At 67.5% G+C, this 19,006-nt stretch carries 21 protein-coding genes and 1 pseudogene; 16 read left to right on the top strand and 6 right to left on the bottom strand.

Features of this window, described 5'->3' with window-relative positions:
- Nucleotides 1-55: 55 nt before the first annotated feature.
- From GH660_RS14650 to glp, 14 genes and pseudogenes are all read left to right on the top strand, one after another.
- On the top strand, nucleotides 56-523 hold the full coding sequence (locus GH660_RS14650) for a DUF3305 domain-containing protein (RefSeq protein WP_153147431.1): 468 nt from the start codon (nucleotides 56-58) through the stop codon (nucleotides 521-523).
- On the top strand, nucleotides 520-963 hold the full coding sequence (locus GH660_RS14645) for a DUF3306 domain-containing protein (protein ID WP_153147430.1): 444 nt from the start codon (nucleotides 520-522) through the stop codon (nucleotides 961-963). The genes GH660_RS14650 and GH660_RS14645 overlap by 4 nt, the downstream gene beginning before the upstream one ends.
- Before the next feature lie 60 nt (nucleotides 964-1,023).
- Complete coding sequence (locus GH660_RS14640) at nucleotides 1,024-2,670, top strand: 4Fe-4S dicluster domain-containing protein (RefSeq protein WP_228276507.1); 1,647 nt, start codon at nucleotides 1,024-1,026, stop codon at nucleotides 2,668-2,670.
- Nucleotides 2,667-3,290 carry a molecular chaperone gene (locus tag GH660_RS14635; RefSeq protein ID WP_153147429.1) on the top strand — a complete coding sequence of 208 codons (624 nt, stop codon included), beginning with the start codon at nucleotides 2,667-2,669 and terminating at the stop codon, nucleotides 3,288-3,290. Before GH660_RS14640 ends, GH660_RS14635 begins: the two co-directional genes overlap by 4 nt.
- A gap of 20 nt (nucleotides 3,291-3,310) precedes the next feature.
- Nucleotides 3,311-3,514, top strand: a complete 204-nt coding sequence (locus GH660_RS14630) for a formate dehydrogenase (RefSeq protein WP_153147428.1) — start codon at nucleotides 3,311-3,313, stop codon at nucleotides 3,512-3,514.
- A 112-nt stretch (nucleotides 3,515-3,626) separates the two neighbouring features.
- A pseudogene (locus GH660_RS18210) lies at nucleotides 3,627-6,449 on the top strand (formate dehydrogenase subunit alpha); the annotation flags it as partial.
- A 12-nt stretch (nucleotides 6,450-6,461) separates the two neighbouring features.
- The gene (fdh3B, locus tag GH660_RS14620) at nucleotides 6,462-7,088 is read left to right on the top strand and encodes a formate dehydrogenase FDH3 subunit beta (protein WP_153147427.1); all 627 of its coding nucleotides are present in this window, start codon (nucleotides 6,462-6,464) and stop codon (nucleotides 7,086-7,088) included.
- A complete protein-coding gene (locus GH660_RS14615) occupies nucleotides 7,085-7,300 on the top strand; it encodes a hypothetical protein (RefSeq protein WP_153147426.1) in 216 nt (71 codons plus the stop codon). Before fdh3B ends, GH660_RS14615 begins: the two co-directional genes overlap by 4 nt.
- Nucleotides 7,301-7,310: 10 nt before the next feature.
- On the top strand, nucleotides 7,311-8,321 hold the full coding sequence (locus GH660_RS14610) for a formate dehydrogenase subunit gamma (protein ID WP_153147425.1): 1,011 nt from the start codon (nucleotides 7,311-7,313) through the stop codon (nucleotides 8,319-8,321).
- A 16-nt stretch (nucleotides 8,322-8,337) separates the two neighbouring features.
- Entirely contained in the window at nucleotides 8,338-8,658 is a 321-nt protein-coding gene (locus tag GH660_RS14605; RefSeq protein WP_153147424.1) for a formate dehydrogenase, read from the top strand.
- Between the two features lie 61 nt (nucleotides 8,659-8,719).
- A complete protein-coding gene (locus GH660_RS14600; protein WP_153147423.1) occupies nucleotides 8,720-9,415 on the top strand; it encodes an ABC transporter permease in 696 nt (231 codons plus the stop codon).
- Entirely contained in the window at nucleotides 9,415-10,134 is a 720-nt protein-coding gene (locus GH660_RS14595; RefSeq protein WP_153147422.1) for an ATP-binding cassette domain-containing protein, read from the top strand. The genes GH660_RS14600 and GH660_RS14595 overlap by 1 nt, the downstream gene beginning before the upstream one ends.
- Nucleotides 10,110-10,916, top strand: a complete 807-nt coding sequence (locus GH660_RS14590; protein WP_153147421.1) for a substrate-binding domain-containing protein — start codon at nucleotides 10,110-10,112, stop codon at nucleotides 10,914-10,916. The genes GH660_RS14595 and GH660_RS14590 overlap by 25 nt, the downstream gene beginning before the upstream one ends.
- Before the next feature lie 4 nt (nucleotides 10,917-10,920).
- Complete coding sequence (gene glp, locus GH660_RS14585; protein ID WP_153147420.1) at nucleotides 10,921-12,174, top strand: gephyrin-like molybdotransferase Glp; 1,254 nt, start codon at nucleotides 10,921-10,923, stop codon at nucleotides 12,172-12,174.
- 3 nt (nucleotides 12,175-12,177) lie between these two features.
- On the opposite strand, the gene GH660_RS14580 is transcribed toward glp, so the two are convergent.
- Genes GH660_RS14580 through GH660_RS14570 form a run of 3 tightly spaced genes read right to left on the bottom strand, consistent with a single transcriptional unit; the run spans nucleotide 12,178 to nucleotide 13,644 of the window.
- Nucleotides 12,178-12,849 (bottom strand): SIMPL domain-containing protein, encoded by a 672-nt coding sequence (locus tag GH660_RS14580; protein ID WP_153147419.1) that lies wholly within the window; start codon nucleotides 12,847-12,849, stop codon nucleotides 12,178-12,180.
- Nucleotides 12,850-12,851: 2 nt separating this feature from the next.
- The gene (locus tag GH660_RS14575; RefSeq protein WP_153147418.1) at nucleotides 12,852-13,358 is read right to left on the bottom strand and encodes a hypothetical protein; all 507 of its coding nucleotides are present in this window, start codon (nucleotides 13,356-13,358) and stop codon (nucleotides 12,852-12,854) included.
- A 22-nt stretch (nucleotides 13,359-13,380) separates the two neighbouring features.
- Nucleotides 13,381-13,644 (bottom strand): GlsB/YeaQ/YmgE family stress response membrane protein, encoded by a 264-nt coding sequence (locus GH660_RS14570; protein WP_153147417.1) that lies wholly within the window; start codon nucleotides 13,642-13,644, stop codon nucleotides 13,381-13,383.
- Between the two features lie 160 nt (nucleotides 13,645-13,804).
- On the opposite strand from GH660_RS14570, the gene GH660_RS14565 reads away from it, so the two are divergent.
- Nucleotides 13,805-14,248 carry a MaoC family dehydratase gene (locus tag GH660_RS14565; protein ID WP_153147416.1) on the top strand — a complete coding sequence of 148 codons (444 nt, stop codon included), beginning with the start codon at nucleotides 13,805-13,807 and terminating at the stop codon, nucleotides 14,246-14,248.
- A 14-nt stretch (nucleotides 14,249-14,262) separates the two neighbouring features.
- Here GH660_RS14565 and GH660_RS14560 read toward each other — a convergent pair whose 3' ends face one another.
- Nucleotides 14,263-14,625, bottom strand: coding sequence for a hypothetical protein (locus GH660_RS14560; RefSeq protein WP_153147415.1), 363 nt, complete (start codon nucleotides 14,623-14,625; stop codon nucleotides 14,263-14,265).
- A 32-nt stretch (nucleotides 14,626-14,657) separates the two neighbouring features.
- On the opposite strand from GH660_RS14560, the gene pncC reads away from it, so the two are divergent.
- Nucleotides 14,658-15,158 (top strand): nicotinamide-nucleotide amidase, encoded by a 501-nt coding sequence (pncC, locus tag GH660_RS14555; RefSeq protein ID WP_153147414.1) that lies wholly within the window; start codon nucleotides 14,658-14,660, stop codon nucleotides 15,156-15,158.
- 38 nt (nucleotides 15,159-15,196) lie between these two features.
- Here pncC and GH660_RS14550 read toward each other — a convergent pair whose 3' ends face one another.
- A complete protein-coding gene (locus tag GH660_RS14550) occupies nucleotides 15,197-15,637 on the bottom strand; it encodes a DUF302 domain-containing protein (protein WP_153147413.1) in 441 nt (146 codons plus the stop codon).
- A gap of 86 nt (nucleotides 15,638-15,723) precedes the next feature.
- The gene (locus GH660_RS14545) at nucleotides 15,724-19,002 is read right to left on the bottom strand and encodes a DEAD/DEAH box helicase (RefSeq protein ID WP_153147412.1); all 3,279 of its coding nucleotides are present in this window, start codon (nucleotides 19,000-19,002) and stop codon (nucleotides 15,724-15,726) included.
- Between the last annotated feature and the right edge of the window lie 4 nt (nucleotides 19,003-19,006).

Raw genomic sequence — 19,006 nt, 5'->3', positions numbered from 1 at the left:
TACACTTGGCCCGAGTTTGGGCTATCCTGTTCGTTATAGCGTTCCAGGGCTTGCCATGAAGCAGTTTCCGGTTTCCGTAATCATCGAAAAGCAGCAGATCGACAACCGCTGGGTCAGCGAGAAATGGGAAGCGATCGGCGTCGTTCCCGCCTTCGATGCTGCGGTCGACGCGCCGGCCAAGCGCATTTTCGCGGATGAAGAGCGCGAGCAATTCCTGGTCGGCCACTTTCCGCTCGAACTGTTCCGCGACGAGGTCGATAACTACCATCTCAATCTGAGCTCGCCCGAGCCGCGCGTTTTCGTCATGTGGCGCATGGACGACGATTTTGCGAAGCCGGTGGAAGTCACCCTGAGCTACGGCGAAGCCGCCCGCTGGCTCGATTCCGGCGAGCAGTGCGACGGCGTGCCGATGCCGCCGGAAATCGCCGACTGGCTGGGCGACTTCGTCAATACCCACTACAAGCCGGCAGTGCGCAAGAAGATCAAGCGCAACGATCCGTTTGCCGGGCAGCGCCAGCCATGAGCGGCAGCCGTTTTCTCGAGCGCTGGTCGCGCCTGAAAAAGGCCGCCGACAAGGCGTCGACCGCAGAGATCACCGACCCCGAGAGCCTGCTCGCCAACCTGACGCCGGACAGCGATTTCGGCCATTTCCTGCGCCAGGAAATCGGCGAGGAAGTGCGGCGCAAGGCGATGAAAACCCTGTTCGCCGACCCCCATTTCAACGTGATGGACGGCCTCGACATCTACATCGACGATTATTCGATCAGCGAGCCGATTCCCGAGGCGATGCTGGCGACGCTCAACCAGGCGCGTGGCCTGCTCTTCGAGGCGCCCGAAGAGGCAGGGCCAGCGGCCGAAACGCCTGCAGGTTGCGACATTCTGGCCGCCGAGGGACAAAATGTCCCGGTCGCTGAAACGCCAGCCGCAGCGCCGTCCGAAAATCAACAGCTTAGCGGGCGATAGCGGCCGCTTTACACTGGCACGAAGCCTGCTGTGCAGAAGCACTTTTTTGAAGGTGAAGCCTTGAGTCCAGCCGTTTCCACCAACTTGCCCCTTTCCGAAAATCCGCCGCTGGCCGCCGCGCTGGCGGTCCTGAACGATCTGCCGGCACCCGAGCCGGTGCCGGCGGTCAGCATGAGCGCCGACGATCGCCTGCTCATCGTCGGCCCCGCCGCGGTGGCGCTGGGCTGGGCCGAGCGCCTGGCCGGGCAGCGCCGGGTGACCGTCCTGGCGCCGGCTGCCCCGGCTGCTGCGGTCGACCTGCCGGAAGAGTCCAATTTCGTTTTCGAGAACGGCAGCGATGTGCGGCTGGCCGGCCACCTCGGCGCCTTCGTCGCCAGCTGGCAAGGCGCTCTCGGCGCCCGGCAGGAGCGCTTCGATGTCGTTCTCGACCTCTCGCCGCAAGCCCTGCTCAAGCGCGTCGAACTGCCGCCAGGCTATGTCGCACCGGGGCGCGACCCGCTCGACCAGGCGCTGGCCATCATCGACCTGCTCGGCTTTGCCGGCGAATTCGAGAAGCCGCGCTACGTCGCCGTCAATGAACGCCTGTGCGCCCACAGCCGTTCGCAAAAAGCCGGCTGCAGCAACTGCATCGAGGTCTGCGCAACCGAGGCCATCGTCAGCGCCGGCGACAAGATCGCGCTCGATCCTTACCTGTGCCAAGGTTGCGGCACCTGCACGACGGTCTGTCCGTCCGGGGCGCTGGCGTTCGAGTATCCGCGTGTCGTCGATGTCGGTGTCGCCATCAAGGCCCAGCTCAAGGCCTGGCGCGCTGCCGGCGGCGAAAACCCCTGCCTGCTGTTCCATTCCGCCGAGGCCGGAAAAAAGGCGCTGGCGGCGCTCAAGCGTGGCGGCGGGAAGTTGCCGGCCAACGTCATTCCGGTCGAAACCTGGAGCATCGACGCCGTCGGGCTCGACCTGATGCTCGGCGCCATTGCGCTGGGCGCCGGCCGGGTCGCCCTGCTCGGCGCCGGCTCACACGATCTGGCGCCGCTGCATAAACAGGCGGGGATCGCCCATGTCGTTCTCAACGGCCTCGGCTACGCCGGCGACTACGTGAAGGTCGTCGGCGACGCCGACGACCTGGCCGGCGTCCTGGGTGGCTGGCCGGCGCCGTTGACCGTGCCACCGGCCGAATTCCGGCTGTTCGCCGACAAGCGGACGACGCTCGAATTCGTAATCGACCATCTGGCCAAACATGCCCCGGCACCGGTCGATGCCATCGATCTGCCGGCCGGCGCGCCGTTCGGCATGGTGGCGGTAAGCGACGCCTGCACCTTGTGCATGGCGTGCACCAGCGCCTGTCCGGCCAGCGCCCTGAAGGCGGCGGCCGATGCGCCGCGCCTCTCCTTCCTCGAACGCAACTGCATCCAGTGCGGCCTGTGCGCCGGCACCTGCCCGGAGCGGGCCATCACGCTGACGCCCCGCCTGCTCCTGAAGGAGCGCCGCCATGAGCGCATTCTCAGGGAGGCCGAGGTATTCTGCTGTACCGTCTGCGGCAAGCCGATGGGAGCGGCGCCGACGATCATGAACATGCTTGGCAAATTGTCCGGCCACAGCATGTTCGCGACGCCGGAAGCCAGGGCGCGACTGACCATGTGCGGCGATTGCCGCGTGATCGACCTGATCAACCACGAAAAGAGCACGAAAGCCTGGGAGATGACCGAATGAGTGCAGTTCGCGAACGCGTGGCGGCCGCGCCGCTGCTGACCGACGAGGAACGCGCCCGCGCCGAGCACTACGCCGTGCTGTCGCGCCTCTTCGCCAGCGCGCCCGATGCCGACTTCCTGCACAAGCTGCCGGCGCTGGCGGCCGCCTGGGGCGGTAGCGGCAATGCGCTCGGCCAAGCCTGGCTGATGCTGCGCGATGCCGCGCTCAACACCGATGCCGAGCAGCTCGAAGACGAATACACCCGGCTGTTCCTGACCATCGGCCGGCCGGACGTGATGCTGTTCGGTTCCTTCTACATGGCCGGCTTCCTGATGGAAGGGCCGGTCGTCGAGCTGCGTGCCGATCTCGCCGAGCTCGGGCTGGGCCGTCGCCTAGGCGTTACGGAATCCGAAGACCACATCGCCGCCCTGTGCGATGTCATGCGCCACCTGATCGTCACCGGCCCGGATGCGGCCGGTCTCGGGCGCCAGCAACTGTTCTTTGCCCGGCATATTGCGCCGTGGTTCGAGGCGCTGTGCGATGCCCTCGAACGGGCGCCCGATGCCCGCTTTTATCCGCGTACCGCTGCGCTGGTGCGCGCCTTTTTCGAGATCGAACGCCTGGCGTTCGACATGCTCTAGTTTTGTGAGGAGGGGAAATCATGACTGACAAGAAACCGGAAAATCTCAAGCGGCGCGGCTTCCTGCTCGCCGCCGGCGTCGGCGGCGCCGGCGCGGTGGCCGTTGCTGTCGGCGTCGGCAAGGAAAAGACGGCGCCGGTGGCGACCGTCAAGCCCGAAGACAAGGTGGGCAGCTATGAAGAAACCCGCCACGTCAGCAACTATTACCGCACGGCGCGGGTTTGAGCGGAGAGCAACCATGCTGACCAGAAAAGCGAAATCTGCGGCGCGCCCGGAAGCCGGCGTCATTTTGGCTGCAAATCCGGGGTCGACCGCAACCGGCAATGTGCTGGCCGCGACCATGGATCGCCGCACCTTCCTCAAGCGCTCCGGCCTTGCCGCCGGCGGCGGGGCGCTGGCGACCCAGTTGCCGTACAACATGATCGGTAGCGCCGAGGCGGCCGATGTCGTCAAGGACAACAAGACCGGCGTCGAGGTCAAACGCACGGTATGTACGCACTGCTCGGTCGGCTGCGCCGTCGATGCCGTCGTCGAGAACGGCGTCTGGGTGCGCCAGGAACCGGTCTTCGATTCGCCGATCAATCTCGGCGCGCATTGCGCCAAGGGTGCCTCCGTCCGCGAACACGGTCACGGCGAACATCGCCTGAAGTATCCGATGAAGCTGGTCGACGGCAAGTACAAGCGGATCAGCTGGGAACAGGCGCTCAACGAGGTCAGCGAAAAACTGCTGGCGATCAGGAAGGAAAGCGGCCCGGACGCCACCTACTGGGTCGGCTCGTCGAAGCACAGCAACGAGCAGGCTTACCTGATGCGCAAGTTCGTGTCCTTCTTCGGCACCAACAACATGGACCACCAGGCCCGCATCTGCCACTCGACCACGGTCGCCGGCGTCGCCAATACTTGGGGTTACGGCGCCATGACCAACTCCTACAACGACATGCAGTTCTCCAAGGCGGCGCTGTACATCGGCTCCAACGCCGCCGAGGCGCACCCGGTGTCGCTGCTGCACATGCTGCATGCCAAGGAAAACGGCTGCAAGATGGCGGTCGTCGACCCGCGCTTCACGCGCACGGCGGCCAAGGCCGACATCTACACGCGCATCCGTTCCGGCACCGACATTCCCTTCATCTGAGGCATGCTCTACCACATCTTCAAGAACGGCTGGGAAGACAAGGCCTACATCGACGCCCGTGTCTTCGGTCTCGACAAGGTTAAGGCCGAAGTCATGACGTGGACGCCGGAGCGCGTCCAGGACGTCACCGGCATCCCCGAAGCCGAAGTGCTGCGCATCGCCGAGATGCTGGCCAAGAACAAGCCGTCCACCGTCGTCTGGTGCATGGGGCAGACCCAGCACACGGTCGGCAACGCCAACGTCCGCGCCATGTGCATCCTGCAGCTGGTGCTCGGCAACGTCGGCGTCTCCGGCGGTGGCACCAACATCTTCCGCGGCCACGACAACGTGCAGGGCGCCACCGACGTCGGCCCCAATCCGGATTCGCTGCCCGCCTATTACGGCCTCGCCGCCGGCTCGTGGAAGCACTGGTGCAAGGTGTGGGGCGTCGATTACGAGTGGGTCAAGAGCCAGTTTGCCTCGCAGGCGATGATGGAAAAATCGGGCATCACCGTTTCGCGCTGGATCGACGGCGTGCTGGAAAAGAACGAAGCGATCGACCAGGATTCCAACCTGCGTGCCGTGGTCTACTGGGGCATGGCCCCCAACAGCCAGACGCGTGGCCTGGAAATGGTCGAGGCGATGAAGAAGCTCGATCTGCTGGTCGTCATCGATCCATACCCGTCGGCCACCGCGGCGATGGCGGCGATGATGCGCAAGGACGGCGTCTATCTGCTGCCGGCGTGCACCCAGTTCGAGACTTCCGGTTCGCGCACTGCTTCCAACCGTTCGATTCAATGGGGCGAGAAGGTCATCGAACCGCTGTTCGAGTCGAAGCCTGACCATACCCTGATGTACGCCTTCGCCAAGAAGTTCGGCTTCGAGAAGGAGCTGTGCAAGAACATCAAGGTGAACAAGGACAAGCAAGGCTGGGACGAGCCGGAAATCGAGGACATCCTGCGCGAAATCAACCGCGGTGCATGGACCATCGGTTACACCGGCCAGTCGCCGGAACGCCTGAAGCTGCACATGAAGAACATGCACACCTTCGACGTCAAGACCTTGCGCGCCAACGGCGGCCCCTGCGACGGCGACTATTTCGGCCTGCCCTGGCCGTGCTATGGCACGCCGGAACTGAAGCACCCCGGCACGCCCAACCTCTACGACACCTCGAAGCACGTGATGGACGGCGGTGGCAACTTCCGCGCCAATTTCGGCGTCGAGCGCGACGGCGTTTCGCTGCTGGCTGCCGACGGCTCGGCCTCCAAGGGCGCCGCGCTGCAGATGGGCTACCCGGAGTTCGACCACGTCCTGCTCAAGAAGCTCGGCTGGTGGGACGACCTGACCGAGGACGAGAAGAAGGCGGCCGAGGGCAAGAACTGGAAGACCGACCTGTCGGGCGGCATCCAGCGAGTGGTCCTCAAGGTGTATGGCTGCCATCCCTTCGGCAACGCCCGCGCCCGCGCCCTGGTCTGGAACTTCCCCGACCCGGTGCCGCTGCACCGCGAGCCGATGTACTCGCCGCGCCCCGACCTCGTCGACAAATACCCGCAGCCGGACGACAAGAAGGTCTTCTGGCGCCTGCCGACCCTGTACAAGTCGCTGCAGACCAAGGTCAGGGACATTTCCAAGGAATACCCGCTGATCATGACCTCCGGCCGCCTCGTCGAGTACGAAGGGGGGGGCGACGAAACCCGCTCCAACCCGTGGCTGGCCGAATTGCAGCAGGAGATGTTCTGCGAGGTGAATCCGCGCGACGCCAACAACGCCGGTTTCCGCAACAACGACTTCATGTGGGTCGAGACGCCGACCAAGGGCCGCATGAAGGTGCGCGCCCAGGTTACCGAAAGGGTGGCGCCGGGCACCGTCTTCCTGCCCTTCCACTTTGCCGGCTGGTGGCAGGGCAAGGACATGCTCGAGTACTACCCCGAAGGCGCGGCGCCGATCGTGCGCGGCGAGTCGGTCAACCAGGGCACGACCTACGGTTACGACTCGGTGACCATGATGCAGGAAACCAAGACCACGCTCTGCCGTGTCACCAAGGCCTAAAGGAGAATAAAAATGGCTCGCATGAAATTCCTGTGTGACACCGAGCGCTGCATCGAATGCAACGGCTGCGTCACCGCCTGCAAGAACGAAAACGAGACGCCGTGGGGGGTTAACCGCCGCCGCGTCGTCACCGTCAATGACGGGGTGCCGGGCGAGCGCTCGGTGTCTGTCGCCTGCATGCACTGCTCCGACGCGCCGTGCATGGCCGTCTGTCCGACCGACTGCTTCTACAAGACGGAAGAGGGCGTCGTCCTGCACAACAAGGATGCCTGCATCGGCTGCGGCTACTGCTTCTTCGCCTGCCCCTTCGGCGCCCCGCAGTTCCCCAACGGCCCGGCGGCCTTCGGCGCGCGCGGCAAGATGGACAAGTGCACCTTCTGCGCCGGTGGTCCGGAAGAAAACGGCTCCAAGGCCGAATTCGAGAAATACGGGCGCAACCGCCTGGCCGAAGGCAAGCTGCCGCTGTGCGCCGAGATGTGCTCGACCAAGGCGCTGCTCGCCGGCGATGCGCCGGTAATATCCGACATCTACCGCGAGCGCGTCATGCGCCGGGGCAAGGCCGGCGAAGCCTGGGGCTGGAATACGGCCTACGGCAAGCCGGAGCAGGCGGCACCGGCCGCCAAGGAGGCGGCAAAATGAAAAAGGCGCTATTTCTGGTGTTGACCGTAACCGTCGGCCTCGTTGCCTGCGGCGAATACTCGCAGGTGCCCAACTACAAGCAGGGCAACTACCAGGGCAAGTCCGACGTCCGGCCGTGGGAGGGCGAGAAGTTCGCCGGCAACAAGCAGGCCTGGGAAAATGCCCTGCGCGCGCGCAATCAGGGGCAAACCGAGTACAACCGGATCAAGTGAGGGGCCGACGATGACCACTTCAACCCTGAGGTTCCGGCTCGGGCGCCTGCTCGTCGCCGGCTGCCTGATGCTCGCCGGCAGCCTGCCGCTCGCCGCCGCCGACAACCCGACGCCGGCACAGCAGCAGGCGGAACGGCAGCAGACGCAGCCCGGCAACAACGCGCCGATGTGGCGCGAGGTGCGCTCCGGCGATTCATTCTTCACGACCAACCGCGGGCCGGAGGCCGGCGTCCTGATCCAGAGCGAAGGCGATACCTGGCGTCATCTCCGCAACGGGCCGGTGACCTTCTACGGCGGCATCCTCCTGATGCTGGTGGCGGCGGCGATCCTGATCTTCTACAAGATCAAGGGGCCGCTAACGCTGCATGACGCGCCCACGGGCCGCCTGATCCAGCGCTTCCCGCGCTACGAACGGGTCGTGCATTGGCTCACCGCCGGCAGTTTCGTGATCCTGGCAGTCACCGGGCTGGCCATGCTGTTCGGCAAGCACGTGATGATTCCAGTGATCGGTCATTCGCTGTTCGGCTACCTGATGGTGCTCGGCAAGAATGTGCACAATTTCATCGGGCCGCTGTTCGCCGCCTCGCTGCTGGCGATGATCGTCATCTGGGCGCGCGACAATGTCTGGCAGAGCATCGATGCGCTGTGGATCCGCAAGGCGGGCGGGCTCATCACCGGCGAGCACGTGCCATCCGGGCGCTTCAACTTCGGCGAAAAGACCTGGTTCTGGATCGGTGTCACCATTCTCGGGCTGACTGTCTCGATTTCCGGCTTCGTCATGAATTTCCCGAATTTCGACCAGACGCGCAACGACATGCAGATCGCCAACATCGTCCATTCGGTATCGGCCATCGTCATGCTGCTGCTCGCCTTCGGCCACATCTACATGGGCACCATCGGCGCCCACGGCGCCTTCGATTCGATGAAGACCGGCTATGTCGATGAAACCTGGGCCAAGGAACACCACGAGCAGTGGTACAACGATGTCAAGGCCGGCAAATCCGGTCATCCACAGGGATAAGGGGAGAACCATGAACATGAAACCAAGCAAATTCGCCCTGATTCTGGCGTTGACCGTAGCCAGTGCCGGCGCCTGGGCCAAACTGCCGCCGCCGTCCGAGGAAGCCAAGGCCAAGGCCGAAGAAGCCAAGGCCAAGGCCGCCGAAACCGCCAAGCTCGAAGCCGAACAACTGGCCAACGCCCAGAACCGCGTCGCCGAAGCCTTCATCAAGCAGCAGAAGGCCAACGGCATCACCGTCAAGCCCACACCGATCGCCCCGCCGGCACCGCCTGCCGCCGCGGCACCGGCGGCAGCTGCGCCGGTTGCGGCTACACCGGCGCCCGCAGCGAATAAATAACCACGGTGGTATCCTCGCAGCGCCCGGCGGGTGACCGTCGGGCGTTGTCACGTTTGCGCCCATGACCGCCACCCTGCTAGACGCCCTCGCCCTGCTTGGCAGCTTCGACCACCGATTGCTCGAAATCGTCGGTCTCTCGCTGCGCGTCAGCCTGAGCGCGCTGCTGATCGGCACCCTGCTCGGCCTGCCGCTCGGCGCCTGGCTGGCGGTCGCCGACTTTCCCGGGCGCGGCGCCTGCAACGTCGCCCTCAACGCGCTGATGGGGCTGCCCTCGGTGGTGGTCGGCGTCCTCGTCTATCTCGCGCTGTCGCGCAGCGGGCCGCTTGGCGGCTACGGCCTGCTCTTCTCGCCGGCGGCGATGATCGTCGCCCAGAGCGTGCTGGTCGTCCCGCTGATCGCCGCCGTCACCCGGCAGATCGTCGAGGACGCCTGGCGCGAGTACGCGCCGGAGTTTTCGGTCATCGGGATCGGTCGACCGCAGGCGGTGCGGCTGCTGCTCGCCGACTGCCGCTTCTCGCTCAGCGTGGCGACGCTGGCCGGGCTCGGCCGGGCGATGTCCGAGGTCGGCGCGGTGATGATCGTCGGTGGCAACATCGACGGCTACACGCGGGTGATGACCACCGCCATCGCGCTGGAAACCAGCAAGGGCGACCTCGCCCTGTCGATCGCGCTGGGCATCGTGCTGATGAGCATCATTCTTACCCTCAACGTCGTCGCCTACGGTCTGCGTTGTTGGGCGGCCCGGAGGTATGGCTGATGTTCCCGCTGCGCATCGCCGGCCTGCGCTTTGCGCCCGAGGGGCGGGTCGTGCTGGGCGGCGTCGACCTCGAACTTTCCGGCGACGGCATCAGCGTCATCCTCGGCCCCAACGGCGCCGGCAAGACGCTGCTGCTGCGCCTGCTGGCCGGCCTGCTGCCGGCTGACGGCGGCAGCGTCGACTGGGGCGGCGCGCCGGTGCCCGCCGGCCGCCTGGCGATGGTCTTCCAGCAACCGATGCTGCTGCGCCTGTCGGTGTTCGCCAATGTCGAGTTCGCCTTGCGCCCGCAGGCGCTACGCGCCCCCGAACGCAAGGCGCGGACCTTGGCGGTGCTCGAGCGCGTCGGCCTTGCCCACCGCGCCCGCGACTGCGCCCGCCAGCTCTCCGGCGGCGAACGCCAGCGCCTGGCGCTCGCCCGCGCCTGGGCCATGCAGCCGCGCCTGCTGCTGCTCGACGAGCCGACCGCCAGCCTCGACCCGACGGCGACCGAGGCGGTCGAGACCATCGTTCGCGAAATCCGCACCGAGGGCGCCAAGGTGCTGATGACGACGCATAATCTCGGGCAGGCGACGCGCCTGGCCGACGACATCATCTTTCTGGCGGATGGCCGCGTGCAGGAGCACGAAACGGCGCCCCGCTTCTTCGCCCGCCCGCACTCGCCGGCGGCCCGGGCTTACCTGCAAGGAGAACTGCCATGGCGCATTACCTTCGATCGTTGATGCTTGTCCTGGGCCTGATGGCCGGCGTCGCCCACGCCGACGAGACGCTGGTCGTCGCGTCGACCACGTCGACCGAGCAGTCCGGCCTCTTCGGCTGGATTTTGCCCAGATTCGAGCAGTCGACCGCGATCAAGGTGCGTGTCGTCGCCGTCGGCACCGGCCAGGCGCTCGACATCGGCCGCCGCGGCGATGCCGACGTGCTGTTCGTGCACGACCGCGCCGCCGAGGACAAGTTCGTCGCCGAAGGCTACGGCAGCTACCGCAAGGACGTCATGTACAACGATTTCGTCTTCATCGGCCCCAAGGATGACCCGGCGAAAATCCGCAACGCCGGCAGCGCGCTGAACGCGCTCAAGGCGATCGCCGGCAGCGGCCAGCCCTTCGTCTCGCGTGGCGACAAGAGCGGCACGCACGCCGCCGAGCTGCGCCTGTGGAAGGACGCCGGCGTCGATCCGAAGGCGCTGGCCGGCTACAAGGAAACCGGCAGCGGCATGGGCCCGACGCTCAACATGGCGGCGGCGACCAGCGCCTACACGCTGTCCGACCGCGCCACCTGGTACGCCTTCAAAAATCGCCGCGACCTCGATCTCGTGCTCGCCGGCGACCCGGTGCTGTTCAATCCCTACGGCGTGATCCCGGTGAACCCGGCGCGCCACCCGCATGTCAAAAAGGACGCCGCCGAGCGCTTCGCCCAGTGGCTGGTCTCGCCGGAAGGCCAGGCAGCGATCGCCGCCTTCCGCGCCGACGGCCAGCAGGTCTTCTTCCCCAACGCCAAACCGTGACGCCATGACCGACACCTCCTCCTGCGCCTCGTACGCCCCCGAAAACCGCGCCCTCTCCGCCGACGAGGCGCGCGCCCACCTGCTGGCGCAGGTGGCGCCGGTCGCCGGCCGCGAGTTTGTGCCGCTGCGCAGCGCGCTGGGCCGCATCCTCGCAGCCGACATCGTCGCCCCGCACGACGTGCCGGCGCACGACAACTCGGCAATGGACGGCTACGCGGTCCGCTTCGACAGCCTCGCCGGCGACGGTGAAACGCGCCTGCAGGTGGTCGGCAGCGCCTTCGCCGGCAACGCCTTCTCCGGGCTGGTCGGCAAGGGGCAGGCGGTGCGCATCATGACCGGCGCCGTGCTGCCGGCCGGGGCTGATACCGTGGTGGTGCAGGAGGTGACGCGCGTCGAGGACGGCGCCGTCCTCGTTCCCGCCGGCCAGAAAAAAGGCCAGAACACCCGGCGCGCCGGCGAGGACCTGGCGCACGGCGCCGTCGCGCTGGCCGCCGGCAAGCGCGTCGGTCCGGCCGAACTGGGGCTCATCGCCTCGCTCGGCATCGCCGAGGTGGCGGTCCGGCGCCGCCTGCGCGTCGCCTTCTTCTCGACCGGCGACGAACTGGCGTCGATCGGCACGCCGCTGGCGCCCGGCCAGATCTACGACAGCAACCGCTACACCCTGCACGGCCTGCTGACCCGCCTGGGCGCCGACCTGATCGACCTCGGCGTCGTCCCCGACGTGCCGGAAGCGCTGGAAGCGACGCTGCGCGAAGCCGCCGGCGTCGCCGACGCGATCATCACCACCGGCGGCGTGTCCGTCGGCGAGGCCGATTTCGTCCGTGAAATCCTCGCCCGCCTCGGCGAGGTCGGGTTCTGGAAGCTCAACATCAAGCCCGGTCGCCCGATGGCTTTCGGCAAGATCGGCGACGCCTGGCTGTTCGGCCTGCCCGGCAACCCGGTGGCGGTGATGGTCAGCTACACCCAGTTCGCGCTCGACGCCCTGTTGCGCCTGTCCGGTCTCGATCCGCTGCCCGAACGTCCGCTGCTGACGGTGACGGCCGCCAACGCCATCAGGAAGCAGCCCGGCCGCCGCGAATACCTGCGCGGCACGGTGGCTGCGGTCGACGGCCGCTGGCAGGTCAAAACCACCGGCAACCAGGGGTCGGGGGTGCTGCGCTCGATGTCGGAGGCAAACTGCTTCGTCGTCCTGCCGGAAGACTGCGCCGGCGTGCAGGCCGGCGACCGCGTCGAGGTGCAGCTGTTCGAGGGGGTGTAGTTCTCAGTCGGCGACCTCGACCTGGCCGCTGACGGTCGTCGTCACCAGGCTTTCGCCGGCTTCCAGCGGCACCGGCGGCGCCGCCTCGGCGGCCATGGCGCGGCTGGCGCGCATGATCGGCATCGGCGGCATCTGGCCGCTCTGCTGGATGCTCAGATGGCGGATCTTGTACGGCTTGCCGAGTACCTCGGCGACCACCGCGGCGCGCTGGCGAAAGGCGGCGATGGCGTCGCGCGTCGCCTCGTCTTCCACCTTGCGCCGCGTTTCGGGCGACGGCAGCTGGCTGACGCCGCCGACCGCGAGGCGCATCTGCTGCAGCTGGCCCAGCAGTTCGGACACCGCGGCGGCATCGCGCGATTCGAGGATCAGCTCCGAGTGGATGCGCCAGCTCTCGATCTTCTGGTTCTGCCCATAGACCGGGAAGGTGCTCTGGCGGCCGCTCTTGACCGAGATGCCCGGCTTCGCCTTGATGACCTTGAGCCCTTCGGCGATGTCCTGGTTGACCCGGCGTGCCAGTTCACCGGCGTTGCTGCCGCTGGCCTCGGCGAACACCGTGGCGCGCACCATGTCGTTGGCCGCCGGGCGGCTCGCCTCGGCCGTCAGGTCGATGGTGGTGGCGGCCTGCGCCGCGCCGGCGAGCAGGAGGCCGAGGACGGCGAGCGTGGTCGGGCGCATGTTCAGCGCCCCGCGCTGGCTTGCCGGAGTTCGCCGGCGATGCGTTCGCAGTGCGCGATGTGACGCATCGCCACGGCGTTCACCGACCAGTAACCGATGCCGGCGGCGACCAGCTGGCCGGCGACCGGCACCAGGCGGGCGGCTTCCATCGCGGTCAGGCGCACGCCGGCGACGCGCACGATGCGGGCGACCAGCGCCGGCGTCGTCAGGCGCGCGGCCAGGGTACCGCCGGCGCTCGTCAGCAGGCGACAGGCCAGCGCCTGGCGCTCGCCGGACAGGCGTCCGAGCTGCGCTTCGCTGAGGCCGAAGTGGTCGTTGATGCGCGCGATCACCCGGGTCATCAGGGCGAGGTCGGTCGCCAGGTCGATGCCGGGAACGGGAATCAGCGAGGTTGCGGCGGCGAGCAGGGCACGCCGGCGGGCCATGGCCCGGCATTCGCGGCGCAGCTGAAGGGTCGAATCGGCGGTGGTAGCCGGCGCCCAGGCGCCGGCGGCAAGGGTGGCGGTCATGCCCATCTGCATTCTCCCTGGCTCACGACTTGCCGGATTGCGCGGCGCGAATCTTGCCGTAGACGACCAGCAGCAGGATGGCGACGATGACCGATGCGATGAAGCCGGCCCCCTCGCCGGCCTGGTACCAGCCGAGGAACTGGCCGATGACGCCGGCCAGGAAAGAGCCGGCGACGCCGAGGATGACGGTGGCGATGAAGCCCATGTTCTCCTTGCCGGGGTGAAGAAGCTTGGCCAGAACGCCGATGACGAAGCCGAGCACGATGGTCCAGAAGATGCCGCCCATGATTCGAATCCTCCTTGAACAGACGAAAGGCGCCCGGCAACCGGGCTACGGTTCCATGTTAACGTGCGTGGCGCCGTCGCGGTTGGCAGAATTGCCAAAATCCGGATGGCCGCGGTTTCGGTGCAGGCGTTAAGATGGGTGCGCCAAGGAGGGCGACGACATGGGCAGCAAATTTCTCGACGACCTGCACCCCGGCGAAAAATTCGTCACCGGGGGCATCACGCTGAGCGAAAGCGAAATCATCGGCTTCGCGCTGACCTACGATCCGCAGCCGTTTCACCTGAACGCCGTGGTTGCCGCCGAGTCGATCTACGGCGGACTGATCGCCAGCGGCTTCCAGGTGGTCTCGCTGACCTTCCGGCTGTTCATTCAGACCGGCGTCTTCGGCGAATCGAGCATGGGTTCGCCGGGCATCGACGAGCTGCGCTGGTTTGCCCCGGCCCGTCCGGGCGACACGTTGCATGCGGAGGTCGAGGTGATGGCGGTGATCCCGTCGAAGTCGAAGGCCGACCGCGGCATCGCCCGCCTGCGCTATTCGGCCTTCAACCAGCGCCATGAACTGGTGTCGAGCTTCGTCGTCAATCACCTGCTGCGCCGCCGCTAAGGGCGTCTGCCCGCTCAGAACAGGCGCTTGTGACGCAGGGCGCCGGGGGCGTGCGAGAGCAGGGTCGACAGCACCAGGAGCGTCCAGAATACCGCTAGCGCCGTTGCCGGCACGACGGCCATTAGGGCAAGCAGCGCGAGCTTGAGCAACACCCCGCAGCCGGCAATTTCCCGCACGTGCGCCGGATTCGCCCAGGCGTCGCCGGCGAACATGCCGAGCCCGGAGAGCAGGGTCAGCCAGGCGCCGGCCATCGTGTCGCCGTGACCGAGCAGGGCCGCGCCAAGGAGGACGACCCCGGCGAGATGGGCAGTACGCAGGCTGAGGTTGAGCCAGCGGCGACCGGGGAAGTCGCGGACGTTGTCGCGTGGGCGGGACATGGCAAGGCGACCGGGTGATAAGATTGTGCATTATGTCCGAACTCGAAAAACTTGCCGAACATCTCGGCCGCGAGCTGCTCAGTCGCGGGGAGTGGCTGGCGACCGCGGAGTCCTGCACCGGCGGCTGGATCGCCCAGACGGTGACCGCCATCGCCGGCAGTTCCACCTGGTTCGACCGCGGCTTCGTCACCTACTCGAATGCCGCCAAGCTCGACATGCTGGACGTCCCGGAAACGACGCTGGCGAGCCACGGCGCGGTCTCCGAAGCGACCGCCCGGGCGATGGCGCAGGGGGCGCTGAAGAACAGCCGCGGCGACTGGTCGGTGGCGGTGACCGGCATCGCCGGGCCGGACGGCGGCACGCCGGACAAGCCGGTGGGCATGGTCTGCTTCGCCTGGGCGCAGCGCGACGGCGGCTGCGAGGCGCTGACCTGCCAGTTCGCCGGCGACCGTGCCGAAGTCCGCCAGCAGGCGGTGCGCCTGGCCCTGAGCGGCACCCTGAAACGGGTGATGGCGGCGACGCTGATGGCCTGACCGGCCGCTTGCGGTCGACGCCCGGTAACGGCCGGTTTTCAGCGCCCGGCTTCGGCGGCGATTTCCTTGAGCAGGCCCTCGACCATGGCCGCCGCCTTGCCCTGCGGCCGGCGGTAGGCGACCCAGGTGCCGGTCGGGTCGCCGGGCAGGGTGTAGATGGAAATCGCGAAGGGGCACAGCACGATGTTGTGCGGGTCGGCTTCCATCATCCTGCGCGACAGGCCGGCCGAACAGAATTCGATGATTTCCGCCTGCTCGAACACCTTGCGTTTGGCGCCGATGTCGGCCCCGGTCCGCGCCAGCATGTCGCCGATGTGCGAGGTGTAGTTGATGACCAGCCCGCGGTTCTCGATCGCCATGACGATGCCGTCGCGCGTGTCGGCGAAGCTGGTCGCCACCTTCTGGCGGACGGCCCAGTCTTCGGCGAGCGCCAGGCCGGCGCTCAGGGCAAGGACGACGAGGAGGGCGAGGCGGCGCATGGCAACTCCATTTATTAGCGTTTTCTGATTGGTGGATTGTAGCGCCGGTTGCGGTCGACGCCGAGAAACGGCCGAAAATGACCCCCTTAACCGGGCAGGGGTTCGAACAGCGCGGCTAGGTCGTCGCTGCCGAACTTGAGGTCGACGCCGCGATCCTCGGAGAGGATGCCGGCCGCCAGTTCGGCCTTGCGTTCCTGCAGGGCGAGGATCTTTTCCTCGATGCTGCCGCCGACGATCAGCTTGTAGACGAATACCGGCTTGTCCTGCCCGAGGCGGTGGGCGCGGTCGGTGGCCTGGTTCTCGACGGCCGGGTTCCACCACGGGTCATAGTGGATGACGGTGTCGGCGGCGGTCAGGTTGAGGCCGACGCCGCCGGCCTTGAGGCTGATCAGGAAGATCGGCACCTCGCCTTCCTGGAAGCGGCGGATCGGCGTTTCGCGGTCGCCGGTGTCGCCGGTCAGCAGCGCATAGTCGAGGCCGACGGCGGCGAGTTCTTCCTCGATCAGCGCCAGCATGCTGGTGAATTGCGAGAAGACGAGGATACGCCGGCCCTCGTCGACCAGTTCCGGCAGCATCGCCATCAAGAGGTCGAGCTTGGCCCGCTCCTTGACCTTGCGCGCCGCACCGGCCTTGACCAGGCGCGGGTCGCAGCAGACCTGGCGCAGCTTGAGCAGGGCGTCGAGGATGACGATCTGGCTGCGGTTGAAGCCGCGGCTGGCGATCTCGTCGCGCACCTTGACGTCCATCGCCGCGCGCACCGTTTCGTAGAGGTCGCGCTGGCCGCCCTCGAGTTCGACGCTACGCACGATGATGGTCTTCGGCGGCAGTTCCTGGGCCACGTCCTCCTTCTTGCGGCGCAGGATGAAGGGGCGGATGCGGCGGGCCAGCAGGTCGCGGCGCCGGCGGTCGTTCTGCTTCTCGATCGGCGTCCGCCAGTGGCGGGCGAATTGCCGGTTGGCGCCGAGAAAGCCGGGGAGCAGGAAGTCGAACTGGCTCCACAGCTCGCCCAGATGGTTTTCCAGCGGCGTGCCGGTCAGGCACAGGCGATGGCGGGCGTCGATCTTGCGCACCGCCTCTGCGCCCTGGCTCTGGGCGTTCTTGACCGTCTGCGCCTCGTCGAGAATGAGCAGGTGGTAGCTGTGCTGCATCAGTTCGTCGGCATCGCGCCAGAGCAGCGGGTAGGTGGTCAGCACGACGTCGTGGGCGGGAATCTCGGCGAAGCGGCTCTTGCGTTCCGGGCCGTGCAGGGAGAGCACGCGCAGATCGGGGGCGAAGCGCGCTGCCTCGTGCTTCCAGTTGAAGATCAGCGAGGTCGGCAGGACGATCAGCGCCGGCTTGTCGAGACGTCCGCTCTCCTTTTCGAGCAACAGGTGGGCCAGGGTCTGCGCCGTCTTGCCGAGGCCCATGTCGTCGGCGAGGATGCCCGACAGGTTCTGCGCACGCAGGAACTGCAGCCAGGCGAGGCCCTCCTTCTGGTAGTCGCGCAGTTCGAGGCGCAGGCCGGCCGGCGCGGCGATGCTGGTGACGCCCTGGGCGGCGCGCAGCTGCTCGGCGAGCGCCAAGATGTCGCCCTGGCCGCGGAACTGCCAGCGGCTGGTGTCGGTCAGCTCGGACAGGCGCGGCGCATCGAAGCGCGAGACGCGCAGCGTGTCGCCGCCGGCAAAGCCGTCGAAGAGGTCGATCAGCGTTGCCGCCAGCGGCTTGATGCGGCTGGCCGGGACGCGGATGCGCTGGCGCAGCGGCGTCTGCAGCTCGATCGGCTCGTCGTCGGGGATCGCCTCGATCAGCACGCTTTCCAGCCAGCGTGCGTCGCGGCGGAACAGCGCGGCGAGCAGCGGGGCCAGCGCCAGGCGCTCGCCGTCGACGATGATGCCCATGTCGAGGTCGAACCAGCCGTTGTCGGATTCGACGAGATCGGCTTCCCAGCCGTCGACCTCAAGCAGGTGATGGCGGAAATCCTCCGGGTATTCGACCTGCCAGCCGGCGGCGCGCAGCGCCTCGCGGCCGTCCTGCATGAAGGCGGGCCAGGCGTTTTCGCTGACCAGCCCGTACACGCCCTCGGGCGGCCGGCCGAAGGTGTCGAGGGTGTGCGACGGAAGCTTCTCGAAGCCGGCTGCGGTCAACGCCTGCAGGGCACGCATTTCCGCCTCGGGGCGCCGCTTGAGGTGGACCGTCTCGCCCTCCGGCAGGGTGACGAATTCGTGATGCTCGTCGGGGCGGACGTCGACGTCGGCATAGCGGAAAACGGGGCGGGCGACGTCGAAGTAGTCGCCGGCCAGGCAGGCCGGGTAGCCGCGCCACGCCCGGTTGCCGTGGGTCGGCACGGTGTCGAGCTGGAGGACCGGCTGCAGCGGCGCGTCCACCGTGCGCAGGCGGACGGTGGCGTCCTCGGCCGGTTTCGGCAGTTCGGGCGCCAGTTCGGAGAGGGTCTGGGCGACCACGGCCGCCTCGCGGGCCGACAGCGGCGGCAGGCTGAACAGGCGGGCGATGACCGCCGGATTGCCGGCCACCTCGAGCGGGCCGGCCTCGCCTTCGGCCAGGTCGACATACCACGGCGGCTGGACCGGGACGATCAGCGCCGCCGCCGGCTGGGCGAGCAGCAGCGGGCGCTGCATCCCGCGCGCGTCGACCCGCCAGCCGACGGTGGCCGGGCGCGGCTGGCCCTCGGTGAGCGGCAGGCCGTCGCCGTTGTCGGCGTAGAAGCGGCCGCTCTGCACCAGGCGCTGCAGTACCTCGGCGCCGTGCCGCGGTCCGAGGCCGAAGGCGCGCAGGCCGCTTTCGTGCAGGCGGTCGGCCCACAGCGGGCGCAGGATGCCGAGGTCTTCCTCGTTGACGAACTGCGGCGGATTGACCAGCGCGCGCTCGATATTCCACCACTCCTCGGCGCTGTCCGGGAACTTGCCCTTGGCGATCTCGATGCCGAAATGGCGCTGGTCGGCCGTCCACTTCAGCAGGTAGAACAGCTGCTGGCGGGCGCCTGACGGGCGCGCCTTCTTCTTGGCGACGGCGATCGAGGCGCGGCGCAGGTCCTCGACCCACGACAGGACGCCGGGGCTGACGCGGTCGGGCGTGCTGCGCTCTTCCATGGCGCGCAGCAGCATCGCCGCGACGTGCTTGCAATGGCCGCCGACCGGGCAGGTGCAGGTGCTGGCCAGGGTCTGCACGCCCTGCTTGCCGGTGACCAGCTTGGCCATCGCCAGGTAGGGCTTGCGCGCCGTGCCGGGCACTACGGCGCGGATGAATTCCGGGTCGACCTCGAGATCGCGGACGACCTCGACATAGGGGCGCGCCTTGTCCAGTTCGCGCTGGCCCAGCCACTCGCGCAGGTGCTTCTCCGTGTAGGCGTCGAGCGACGGCGGCAACATCGGC

It is taken from the genome of Dechloromonas sp. H13 (assembly GCF_009469615.1).
In the GTDB taxonomy this organism is placed as follows: Bacteria; Pseudomonadota; Gammaproteobacteria; order Burkholderiales; family Rhodocyclaceae; genus Azonexus.
The sequence above is the reverse complement of the archived record's forward strand: the minus strand, read 5'-3'. Positions and strand labels throughout refer to the sequence as shown.